Genomic DNA, 10,197 nt, shown 5'->3' with positions numbered 1-10,197 from the left:
GCGGGTGTAGTTTAATGGTAAAACCTCAGCCTTCCAAGCTGATGACGAGAGTTCGATTCTCTTCACCCGCTCCAACTATCGACATATACGCGAGAATCGACTCGCACACATAACCCGCATGGTGCACATCATGCAACGAGCAGGAAGTCTTCGGACTTCCTGCTTTTTGTTTACCACGATAACGCATACGTCGCTTGAATTCGGGAAAAGGTAGATAGATTCAAGAGGAGGGATGCGCCGTGATTCAAGTTCGCTTACAATCGTTCACCGTATATGAAAGTGCGCTCATGCGTACGACATCGACATTGATTCATACGGAGGAAAGCCTCATTTTAGTTGACCCGAACTGGCTGCCGGAAGAAGTCGCCATGATTCGCCGAGACATCGAGCTGACTCGCGACGGGAAAAAGCTATACGTCATCTATACGCACCATCATTACGACCATTTGATTGGTGCCTATGCATTTCCGGATGCAACCGTCATCGCCTCACGGGCGTTCGTCGAGACGAACTCGGACGAACAGCTTCAAGAAATCCAATCGTTTTATGAACAAAACTATATCGACCGACCGATTCAAAAGCCAAACGTCGACCTCATCATCGCCGAAGACGGTACGCTCGAGCTCGGTGCGACGCCAATCACGTTCTATTTGACGCCAGGTCACGACTCGACGCATCTGTCGCTCGTCGTCGAACCGCTGAAACTTCTCATCTGTGGAGACTACGGATCGAATATCGAGCCGCCGTTTATCGAACACGACGCCGAAGCGTACGTCAATTCGTTGCAGACGTTACAGACCGCCGTGTACGAGCATGAAATCCGCTGGCTCGTCCCGGGCCATGGCGACGTCTGCGACGACCGAAGCAAGATGATTGAACGACTGAGCGCTGCCGAGGAATATATTTTAGCGTTGCCCGAAGAGCGCGTATGGTCCCCACTTTGGCCAAGACACGCCTTCTTCGATCGTGTCCACGAACGGAACCGTAAACATGTCGAACAAAAGATGCAAGAACGCGAAGCCCGCCGACAAGATTATTAACAAAAAAATCGCAACGTCTCCCCAAGACGTTGCGATCCCCCCTATGTAGAACTATTTCTTTGTGACGCGTTCTGAACGGACCGTGAACATACGGTCAATCCCAAAAACCGTCGCGCCTGCGAGTGCAAGCATCCCTATCATGGCTGTTGAAAACATTGACCATACCCCCATTGTTCACAAATTCGTCATAATCACCCCGTGGTTTTATTATAGAAGAAACTTTTCTAAAAAGAAAGCGTTTTCTTCAAACTTTCTTCACATTTTCTCTGAATTCGTCCATTCTACGCTTTTGTGCAGACCGATGCAAATATGTGTAGGTTTTGTGGAATGTGGGAATACACTCTATAAGAATAAAAGAGACAGAAAGCTGTTCGTTGAGGAGGAAGAGGCATGATCAAGTATGGCACGTTGGTGCGAGTCGAAGGGAAATATGCCGTGTTACGTTGGAATAACGGCTCGAGCTTTATCCCTAGACGATTCTTGCCATCAGAAGCACGAGTTGGCGATACCATCATCCGAGACAATCACCACTATTATCTCGAAGAAGACATGACACCGAATTTTGACGCATTGATTAAACAACATTATAAAAAGTAACAAAAGCAGACCGGCCCGTCCCAGTCTGCTTTTGTCTGTTCAGTTCGTCTGGTCGTGCAACCAATCGAAGTCGACGGGACCGACTTGTTTCGCCGTCACGACACCGTCCGGGCCAATCACATACGTCGTCGGGAGCGCGACGACGCGATACGTCTTCTCGACAGTACCCGCTTCATCCAACAGGACCGGGAAACTGACGGGCACTTCTTTTAGAAACGCTTCAACGTCGGCTTGGCCGCGTCGTTCGTTTTTTGTGACGTTGATTCCGAGGACCGGGATCCCGGTCTCTTCACCGAACGTAATGAGTTCCGGCAGTTCCTCACGACACGGCGGGCACCACGTCGCCCAAAAGTTTAAGACGACCTGCTCGCCGACATAGTCAGAGAGCGAGACGGTTGCCCCGTCGACCGTGCCGAGCGTAAAGTCAGGCGCGCGTTGGCCAATCTCGAGCCCCCCTAGAACAGACGTGTCACCGTTGATGCTCATCGGTTCGGGCTGTTGACTCGCCTGATATTCGCCATACCCTTTATACGCCAGGCCGCCTATTAGCGCCAGCATAATCAGTCCTATGAATAGTTTATGAATTCTCATCATTTACCCCTTGTCGTCTTTGCGATGCATTCTCTACACTTAACTTATCATATCCATACAAAAGGAGCACACCACATGATATCTCTCCAAAATAAAAACGTACGCGTCACGCTGAAAGCACACGGCGCCGAGATGACGAGCTGGCAAGTAGACGGGACCGAACTTCTCTGGCAAGGCGACCCGACCTACTGGGGACGCCAAGCCCCAATCCTCTTCCCGTTCGTCGGCCGCTTGCTTGACGACTGCTACCGCTACGACGGATCGACTTACACGATGAGTCAACACGGGTTCGCGCGCGATGCACACTTCGATTTGATTGATTCATCTGATACGCACGCCCTCTTTGAACTACGAGACTCTGCCGAGACGCGGAACCATTATCCGTTCACCTTCACGCTTCAAATCGCATACCGTTTGATTGGTCAAGAGCTCTCCATCACCTATCGCGTTCATAACCCCGGCGACGTCATTCTCCCGTTTAGCATCGGCGGTCATCCCGCGTTCAACACCCCGTTCGCGGGTGGAACGTTCGAAGATTATACGATCGATTTCGGGACGTCGCGGACGCTCGACCGTCTCCTGCTCGAAGGGCCGTATTTGACCGGGGCATATCAACCGCTCGGGGATCGGCGCTACATTCCCCTCACCCACCAATTGTTCGACCAGGACGCCTTGATTTTCGAGAATGTCGATTATGCGGCACTACGTCACGAGCCTTCAGGCAGCGCCATCGTCATGGAATGCCCGGCGTTCACCCATTTCGGCATTTGGTCGCCACCGAAGTCAGATGCGCCATTCGTCTGCCTTGAGCCTTGGTTCGGGCACGCTGACTATACCGGTCACCGGAAAGACATCCGTCAGAAAGAGGACATGCAGCTCTTGCCTCCACGTGAGACGTTCGTGGGCACTTACACGCTCTATCTCGAGACATGAAAACAGGCTGACCGCGACGGGTCAGCCTGTTAGTTAATAACGGCTCTCTTGCTCCGCCTCATACTCTGAAGGCGGTTTTTTCATGACGATAGCCAAGACGATATAGATGAGGATCCCCGGTCCGCCGAACAGCGCCAGCGCAACGAAGATGATACGCATGAGTGTCACATCGACACCGAGATATTTCCCTAAGCCGGAACAGACCCCGGCAATCATTTGATCAGACGGGTCTTTATATAGTTTACGTTCCATCAAATCACATTCCTCCCTTTATCGTTGTGGCCGACGAAGCGTCGTCCGTCCTGCCGTCGCAGCCTCGCCGCGACTATCAAAGTCAAGCGCCTCATTGATTGGGGTACTGCCGGACATGATTTCAATTCGGCGGCCATACAAACCGCGATTGTCGAGCGAGGCAGCAATCACCGTGGCGACATCCGTCTCAGAAATCGTCGCACCGTTCGGGTCGTTCAAGTCTTCAGACGCTTCAATCGAGCCTTTACCGGCTCCATCGACAATGGTCACTGGGCAAATGATCGTATAGTTTAAACCGCTATGTTCGATATACTCATCGGCTGCGTTGTTGGCTGACAAAAAGTTAAACAGTTCTTTCGGGGCGGCGTCCGGTTGATCGGCACCGTATGCGCTGAGCAAGACGACGTGACGGACACGCTCTTTCTTCGCTGCGTCGATCGCTTTCATGGCGACATTTCGATCGAGCAGTTCGATTTCCTTACTCGACCCGTCGGCACCAGCCGTCGCGGCGATGATGACCGCGTCTTGTCCGGACGTCGCTTCGTGAATCTTCTTGTCGAGTTCTTTCTCGACATCGACAGTCAGCACGCGCGCACCCATCTTCTCGTACTCTGCTTGCAGTTCAGGATAACGAATTAAAGCGGTCACTTGGTGAGTTTTCGCCAAACTTTTCAAGACGCGTCTTCCGATCTTGCCGGTTGCTCCAATGACTAAGACTTTCATTCAAATTTCCCTCCTCAAAAGAGTAGTTCATTTGATTAAAATTCCTCTTTCGCCATGGAATCAAACCCGTTTCGCAAAATTATCTGACAGTTCCCCATAACGTTAAGTCGAGCGCGTCCCGAATCGCTTGTACACTCTCCTCGTTCGGCTGATAGTAGTAGACGTTATTGATATAGGCGTCCTGCCCTTCGACTTGCATCTTGTTGACGTCCGGTCGGAGGAGCATCGTCAAGCCGACGGATGCCATCTGGAGCGGGTTCATCTCGAGTCCCATCTCGTCTTTCATAAAGCGGTACGTCGCAGGAATCTTCGTCCATCCCGATGGACTCGCCAGCTTGTCGGCCACGGCCGTCATCACTTCCGTTTGGCGACTCGACCTCGCCCCGTCCGTATCGGATTTCCGGTGGCGTGCATAGGCGAGAGCCATGTCGCCATCCATCGAGTAGGAGACGCCTTCCGTGTACTCATACGTTTGGTTAAATCCTTTCTCGCTGAACGAATGGGTCGCCGTCACATTGACGCCACCGACCGTGTCAATCAACTCCATGAACGTCTCGAACGTGATGACGATTTGCCCGTCGACGGACGCCTCGGTCAACCCTTCGACCGCTCCGACCGTACACGTCGCGCCACCATAGGCGAAGGCATGGGTAATCTTATCCCCTTCACGGTCCGGTTCACACGGGATTGCCGTATACGTATCGCGTGGAATCGAGACGTTTTGCACCGTCCGCGAACGGGGGACGAATTCAATCAGTTGAAGCGAATCCGTCCGAGAACCCGAGAGCGATTCACCGACCCGGGCGTCGCTGCCCATGACGAGGAACGTGAACGGATTCGTCGCCATATAGCCGACAATTACCGTAACGAGCAATAAGAGAAGAGCCGCCTTCCCTTTCCAACCGCGGCGCTTCCGCTTTTCTTTCGGCGGCTGTTCACGCGGCGGCGGTGTGTCCCGTCTCGGTTCACGGCGTTTCGCTTCAGCCGAGTGCGCTTTTTGGTCCCGCGCTTCCCGTTTGCGTTTCGAGCCTTTCCCGAGCGGCAACCGCCATTTCGGTTTCGGCGTCCGCACCGTCTTCTTTCGATCACGCCCTTGTTGATTTTTGCCTTGCTGGCTCTGATTCGGCGAGTGTCGTTCGTCTTGGGTCAAGAACGGATGCTCTGACTCCTCGGTTCGGTTTTCCGACTCTACGGGCGAATCTTCGCCTTGGTCATGACTGTCATTATCTTTATGTTGTCGCTCAGCTTCAGCCTGTTCAAGCTCAAGCTCTCGCTTCCGTCGTTCGACGCGAGACAAACGTTGCTCTTCATTCATAGTGGATACCTCTACCTTTAGATTTTCTTCTATTATTGCGGACAAATCCGCTTCTGACAACGGGTGTCGGAAAAATCCGTCTTAAGCATGAGGCCGGAGGATTGTTTCAAATGAAAACCGGGAAAGGAATATTAATTGGTGTCTGCCCATTTCAGGCAGACGGTTCGACGTCCTCTTGAAAGGAGGGAGAGCAAATGCGCATCGGGAAGCTTCGAATGTTGTTAGAGCAGTACGGTGAGGCCACGTTGCGAGACATCATCGTTGAGATGTATCGCCATACCCCAAAGCACGTGATTGAAGAGAAAGATGTTGACTTCATGCTCAGTCAATTCACACGCTATAAAGAGCAAAAGTCATCTGATGAGCGTCATTCGCTCTCACAAACCATTATTCTCGCCGACCGTTTTGTCGAGCTCGCTTACGATCATTTATATGTGCTGCCGAATCAAGTCATGACCGAGCGTGATCAAAAGAACTGGTACATTCACGCGAAGAAAATCATTCGGGATTTGACATACTATGCCGAAGAAGACGCCGATGCCCGGACGATGTACGAAGAAATGTTCTTCCTCCTCTCGTCTTCCGCGGGTGAAGAGCCACTGTTCACGACGAGCGACCCGTTCCGTCTCCTGAAACTCTCCCAAACCGACATGTTGACCCAACTCATTTACTACTACCGCCTCGATGCACCGAATGCCGAAGTGTGGATTGATCGATCGCTTTACACCGCACTCCACGTTGCGAAAGACGTCGATTCGTCCCGCGTCGATTTGCTGTCGACGTTACTCGCCCATCCGTTCACCTCTACAGAGTGGTCGACGTTTCACCACCGCGTCGTCACCCTTTGCGACCGTATGTTGGCGAAAGCGGCTGACGACGAACACGCACTTGAAGACTATCAAGCCCTGAAAATGCTCGAGCTCGAGCTGCTCGTCGAGCGCGGTCACTTGTCGGAAGCAGAGCAAAAACTATTCGCCGAATATATCCCCTTCTTTTCACATCGTTCCGAACCGTTCAAAGTGTATATCGACTTGCTTGAAAGTCGCGGTCATCTCGATGAGACGAAGCGATTGCGGCGACTCGCCAAAGAGAAACGAATCCCGTTTTAGGGGTTCTTTTTTCATGCAACAAAAAAGGGGTCCGTCGACGTGAATCGACGGACCCGAATAACATGATATGAACGAGGGGTGTTCATCTGAAAAGGAGGAACGAAGTTGGTGCAGAACCTCTTTCCTACGTCTTTAGTATAAAAGAAAAATGGAAACGCTTACGCTCCACATATTGCATTTTTGTGAACGTTTTCACGTTATTCGATCGCGTTGATGATCCCGAGCCCGATGACGGACAGTAAGACGATCAAGATGAAGATAAACACCATCTCATTCGGCGAGCGAAACCCCTCGTATAGTTCGACGTCGTTCTCGATAATGACGTTCTCATGAACGACGACCGGTTCTGTTTCCGCAGATGACGCGAGTGGCGCGAACACCAAGCTAACTATGACGAAACAAGCAAATACATATCTCATTGCACACCTCTTCACGGATTCATATCCATAGTATAGCACGCCTCATAGCGAGAACGATGTAGATGGTTCTAAAGACAAATCTCACAGTTTCTTATGTTACCCATCATTTTACAATCGTGACGCTTGAAACAAAAAGTCAATTCATCCCCCATTCGGTCCTTTTGACTCATATCGATGTAGTGAAAATGACTCACCTACGTGTCTTCCTACGTTCAATTATTCATTATTTTTACATTATTACTTTTAGATGGTAGCGCTTACAATTTAAGTGTACTATACATCGAACAAGAAAGTAGGAGAGCACTTGAATTCGGAAATCATGTATTGTGAGTGGCCTAACTTATCGGCAAGGACTCGGTTTAGCGTCAAGGCGATGTACGCTCCCGGTCACGGTCCCGACTTTTTCAGCACCCCACCCCAGCATCACGTCTACGTCGCGTTAGACGGGAATACGCCGATTGCGGCACTAGCGACCGAGCGCCTCGATGACGGCACAGACCGTGTGATCCGCATCCGCCACGAAGCGTATCGAAATCGGTACGTCTTTCAAGGGTTGTTGAGTCGCCTCCTTAATCAACTGAGTAAAGAAACCACGCACGAGACGATGGTCTTATTGCAAGTCGTCCAAGACGAAGATCAAGATAAGCTAAACTTGTTCACTTCACATGGATTCGAGGCTTATCATACATCATTTAACTACGTTCTCCCGCTCATCCCATATGAAAAAGCCTCGTTCAGCGATTGGAAATTGTCAGTCGTTGACCCGAGTAACTATGCGACGTGGTTACGTCATCGAAACGAGCACGCGCTCGTCCTGTCAGATGTCTTTCCGTTGACAGAAGAGCGGTTGCGACGTTTTCTCGCACGAAACCACTATTGCTACACGCTACATCGAGCGGGCAAAGCCGTCGGAATCTTCCGAGCCCATTACAACCAAGACTATGTCAAGATTCATGAGATTCATCTCTTTGGGTCGGACGAGGTCGCACAAGATGCCATTCCGTTCCTGCAACGGGTATTTTGTCACCAGTTAAAACCTTCGATGCGTCTCCGTTTGACCGTCACATCGCTTCAACCCGAGTTACACTATGCCATCCTCAAACAGGAGATGGCGTCCAGGCAGTCGGCCTTTTATACGATGACGAACATCCTCCCTGCGCGTGCGACTCGATAAAATAAAAAAATGCCGGCCTCCGTTCTTTTCAATCGAAAAGAAACGGTTGACGGGCATTTTTCATTCCGCGGCAGTCGTCGATTCCATGGCCAACGGCGGCATCTCTTCAAACAAAGCGGTCCTCTGGCCGACGTCACGAGGGTCGAGCGCCTCGATGCGGTCGAATTGAATCTCCCGCTCGGCGACACTGAACCAATACGTGATGTGCGGCTCATCCGTGAAACGGAGGGCGTAGTTCGATCCGTTCAAATGAAAATCCACTTCCGTCGAAAGAATTTCAGCCGGACCAATCTTTTTATGAGTCGTCAGTCGTTCGAGCACGACCTGTTCTTCATTAATGCGGTAATCGACGAATGTTGCAAGTGAGAGTCCAAACATAAATGATACTAGCGCGAATGCACTAATCAAGCCAAGGGTGATTTTCCCGTTCATTTCGCCGTCCCTCCCTCTTTTAGTATATCGGATTATCCGAAAACGTTGTGAAGTGACAATTTGTTCAACTTTCGGCACACTAGACGGAGAAGGAGGAATAACTATGCAAATTGACCACACCGGGATTGCCGTCCGTGATTTAGACGAGGCGATCACGTTTTACACGACCGTCCTCCAAGGCGAGCTCGTTGACCGCTATACGAATACGGCCGTCGGCGTCGAGACGGAGATTGCCGTGATTCACGTCGGAGAAGATGTGATCGAGTTATTGTTGCCAACGAGTCCGACGAGTCCGATTGCCCGCTTTATGAAGGCACGGGGGAAAGGCGTTCACCATATCGCTTATCGAGTCGACGACTTGGAGCAATCGATCGACGCGCTCAAACGAGACGGCATCACGTTTCTAGAGGACACGTTACGGACGACAGCAAAAGGTCGGCGCCTCATTTATATGGACCCGCGCCATTCAGGCGGTATCATCGTCGAACTATGCGACTATCCAAAAATCAAGCAGTGAGGGATTCCCTCACTGCTTGATGATTGTTTGTTCTATGATGGCCTGATTCTTCGCCTTTAAACGCTCGTTATGGGAAGACACCATCGCCGCTTTCGTCGCTTCGGGATCAATGAACGTCTTCGCGCTGTTCACGGCGTTCGCCGCGTCTTGGAATGCTCCGGCGATCAAATGAACCTTTCCGTCATGCGTCAAAATATCTCCTGCCGCATACAGCCCTGGTACAGACGATTCGCTCCGCGCGTTGCCTGACACGTAGAAGCCATCCTTCATGTCGACATGAAGCTCGCTGTCCCCTAACAACGTCGCATCCTGTTCATAGCCGTGGTTGATCACGACTTCGTCCACTTCCACGTGTTCTTTATCCCCAGTGACGCAGTTCAGGAGCTCCACCGCATGAATCATCTGCCCGTCCCGTGAGATCAAGTCGTTGATGCGAGTCGACAGACGACAGTCGACGCGCCCGCAGCGCAACTTCTCCACTTGCGACTCATGTCCTTTCAACGCCTCTTTCCGATAAGTCAAAATGACGCGTTCAGCGATCGGCTCCAGCTCATTCGCCCAATCGATGGCGCTGTTCCCACCCCCAGAGATGAGAACGGTCTTTCCTTTGAAACGCATGAGCGATTTCACTGTGTAATGAAGGTTTGACACTTCGAAGCGCTCTGCCCCACTGATTTCAATCTTTTGTGGCTGGAGAATCCCGCTTCCGGTTGCGACGATGACCGTCTTCGAGACGTGACGGCCATGCGTGCCGTCTAGAATGAAGTGACCGTCATGGTCTTTCGTCATCGCCTCTACTTTTTCTCCTAAGACGACGGTCGGATCGAACGTGAGCCCTTGCTCGACGAGCTGGTCAATCAACTTCGCCCCAGTCGTCGGTGTCACACCCCCGACATCCCAAATCATCTTTTCCGGATAGACATGAATCTTGCCCCCGAGGTGTGGTTGAAATTCAATCAGTTTCGTCTTCATCCCACGAAGGCCACTGTAAAACGCGGCGTATAGTCCCGCTGGCCCACCACCGATAATCGTCACATCGAATACGTCTTGTCCCTTCATCCCACTCAACCATCCTTCCACCTGTCCACGCTGTCA

13 protein-coding genes and 1 tRNA gene are annotated in these 10,197 nt (G+C 51.4%); 7 read left to right on the top strand and 7 right to left on the bottom strand.

The window, feature by feature from the left end; all coding sequences use genetic code 11:
• The 3 genes from RT52_RS00660 to RT52_RS00650 all read left to right on the top strand — a co-directional run bounded on the left by RT52_RS00660 (position 1) and on the right by RT52_RS00650 (position 1,637).
• A tRNA-Gly gene (locus RT52_RS00660) sits at positions 1-74 on the top strand.
• Between the two features lie 165 nt (positions 75-239).
• Positions 240-1,040, top strand: a complete 801-nt coding sequence (locus RT52_RS00655; protein WP_034808606.1) for an MBL fold metallo-hydrolase — start codon at positions 240-242, stop codon at positions 1,038-1,040.
• A gap of 390 nt (positions 1,041-1,430) precedes the next feature.
• Positions 1,431-1,637, top strand: a complete 207-nt coding sequence (locus RT52_RS00650; protein WP_016508383.1) for a DUF3006 domain-containing protein — start codon at positions 1,431-1,433, stop codon at positions 1,635-1,637.
• 39 nt (positions 1,638-1,676) lie between these two features.
• Here RT52_RS00650 and RT52_RS00645 read toward each other — a convergent pair whose 3' ends face one another.
• Positions 1,677-2,195 carry a TlpA family protein disulfide reductase gene (locus RT52_RS00645; protein WP_235193460.1) on the bottom strand — a complete coding sequence of 173 codons (519 nt, stop codon included), beginning with the start codon at positions 2,193-2,195 and terminating at the stop codon, positions 1,677-1,679.
• A 108-nt stretch (positions 2,196-2,303) separates the two neighbouring features.
• On the opposite strand from RT52_RS00645, the gene RT52_RS00640 reads away from it, so the two are divergent.
• On the top strand, positions 2,304-3,161 hold the full coding sequence (locus tag RT52_RS00640) for an aldose 1-epimerase family protein (RefSeq protein ID WP_034814421.1): 858 nt from the start codon (positions 2,304-2,306) through the stop codon (positions 3,159-3,161).
• A 33-nt stretch (positions 3,162-3,194) separates the two neighbouring features.
• Here RT52_RS00640 and RT52_RS00635 read toward each other — a convergent pair whose 3' ends face one another.
• From RT52_RS00635 to RT52_RS00625, 3 genes are all read right to left on the bottom strand, one after another.
• A complete protein-coding gene (locus RT52_RS00635; RefSeq protein WP_034806882.1) occupies positions 3,195-3,413 on the bottom strand; it encodes a PspC domain-containing protein in 219 nt (72 codons plus the stop codon).
• Between the two features lie 18 nt (positions 3,414-3,431).
• Positions 3,432-4,136, bottom strand: a complete 705-nt coding sequence (locus RT52_RS00630) for an SDR family oxidoreductase (RefSeq protein ID WP_034814419.1) — start codon at positions 4,134-4,136, stop codon at positions 3,432-3,434.
• 79 nt (positions 4,137-4,215) lie between these two features.
• On the bottom strand, positions 4,216-5,451 hold the full coding sequence (locus tag RT52_RS00625) for an LCP family protein (RefSeq protein WP_034814417.1): 1,236 nt from the start codon (positions 5,449-5,451) through the stop codon (positions 4,216-4,218).
• 194 nt (positions 5,452-5,645) lie between these two features.
• On the opposite strand from RT52_RS00625, the gene RT52_RS00620 reads away from it, so the two are divergent.
• Positions 5,646-6,560 (top strand): hypothetical protein, encoded by a 915-nt coding sequence (locus RT52_RS00620; RefSeq protein WP_034814415.1) that lies wholly within the window; start codon positions 5,646-5,648, stop codon positions 6,558-6,560.
• Between the two features lie 197 nt (positions 6,561-6,757).
• On the opposite strand, the gene RT52_RS00615 is transcribed toward RT52_RS00620, so the two are convergent.
• Positions 6,758-6,979 (bottom strand): hypothetical protein, encoded by a 222-nt coding sequence (locus RT52_RS00615; RefSeq protein WP_034806888.1) that lies wholly within the window; start codon positions 6,977-6,979, stop codon positions 6,758-6,760.
• A gap of 304 nt (positions 6,980-7,283) precedes the next feature.
• Here RT52_RS00615 and RT52_RS00610 point away from each other — a divergent pair, with 304 nt between their 5' ends.
• Complete coding sequence (locus RT52_RS00610; RefSeq protein ID WP_034806890.1) at positions 7,284-8,153, top strand: GNAT family N-acetyltransferase; 870 nt, start codon at positions 7,284-7,286, stop codon at positions 8,151-8,153.
• A 60-nt stretch (positions 8,154-8,213) separates the two neighbouring features.
• Here RT52_RS00610 and RT52_RS00605 read toward each other — a convergent pair whose 3' ends face one another.
• Complete coding sequence (locus RT52_RS00605) at positions 8,214-8,585, bottom strand: hypothetical protein (RefSeq protein ID WP_034806892.1); 372 nt, start codon at positions 8,583-8,585, stop codon at positions 8,214-8,216.
• 103 nt (positions 8,586-8,688) lie between these two features.
• Here RT52_RS00605 and RT52_RS00600 point away from each other — a divergent pair, with 103 nt between their 5' ends.
• Entirely contained in the window at positions 8,689-9,102 is a 414-nt protein-coding gene (locus tag RT52_RS00600; RefSeq protein ID WP_034814411.1) for a VOC family protein, read from the top strand.
• Positions 9,103-9,111: 9 nt separating this feature from the next.
• Here RT52_RS00600 and RT52_RS00595 read toward each other — a convergent pair whose 3' ends face one another.
• On the bottom strand, positions 9,112-10,161 hold the full coding sequence (locus tag RT52_RS00595) for an NAD(P)/FAD-dependent oxidoreductase (protein WP_034814409.1): 1,050 nt from the start codon (positions 10,159-10,161) through the stop codon (positions 9,112-9,114).
• Positions 10,162-10,197 lie beyond the last annotated feature (36 nt).

This window comes from Exiguobacterium alkaliphilum 12/1, from assembly GCF_000714435.1.
GTDB lineage: Bacteria > Bacillota > Bacilli > Exiguobacteriales > Exiguobacteriaceae > Exiguobacterium > Exiguobacterium alkaliphilum.
Note: the sequence above shows the minus strand (reverse complement) of the source record. Positions and strands in the feature narration are given on the sequence as shown.

Excerpts from the sequence above, each read along its gene's own strand:
- RT52_RS00650 (WP_016508383.1), top strand. The coding sequence starts at position 1,431 with ATGATCAAGTATGGCACGTTGGTGCGAGTCGAAGGGAAATATGCCGTG.
- RT52_RS00645 (WP_235193460.1), bottom strand. The coding sequence starts at position 2,195 with ATGCTGGCGCTAATAGGCGGCCTGGCGTATAAAGGGTATGGCGAATAT.
- RT52_RS00640 (WP_034814421.1), top strand. The coding sequence starts at position 2,304 with ATGATATCTCTCCAAAATAAAAACGTACGCGTCACGCTGAAAGCACAC.
- RT52_RS00635 (WP_034806882.1), bottom strand. The coding sequence starts at position 3,413 with ATGGAACGTAAACTATATAAAGACCCGTCTGATCAAATGATTGCCGGG.
- RT52_RS00630 (WP_034814419.1), bottom strand. The coding sequence starts at position 4,136 with ATGAAAGTCTTAGTCATTGGAGCAACCGGCAAGATCGGAAGACGCGTC.
- RT52_RS00625 (WP_034814417.1), bottom strand. The coding sequence starts at position 5,451 with ATGAATGAAGAGCAACGTTTGTCTCGCGTCGAACGACGGAAGCGAGAG.
- RT52_RS00620 (WP_034814415.1), top strand. The coding sequence starts at position 5,646 with ATGCGCATCGGGAAGCTTCGAATGTTGTTAGAGCAGTACGGTGAGGCC.
- RT52_RS00615 (WP_034806888.1), bottom strand. The coding sequence starts at position 6,979 with ATGAGATATGTATTTGCTTGTTTCGTCATAGTTAGCTTGGTGTTCGCG.
- RT52_RS00605 (WP_034806892.1), bottom strand. The coding sequence starts at position 8,585 with ATGAACGGGAAAATCACCCTTGGCTTGATTAGTGCATTCGCGCTAGTA.
- RT52_RS00600 (WP_034814411.1), top strand. The coding sequence starts at position 8,689 with ATGCAAATTGACCACACCGGGATTGCCGTCCGTGATTTAGACGAGGCG.
- RT52_RS00595 (WP_034814409.1), bottom strand. The coding sequence starts at position 10,161 with ATGAAGGGACAAGACGTATTCGATGTGACGATTATCGGTGGTGGGCCA.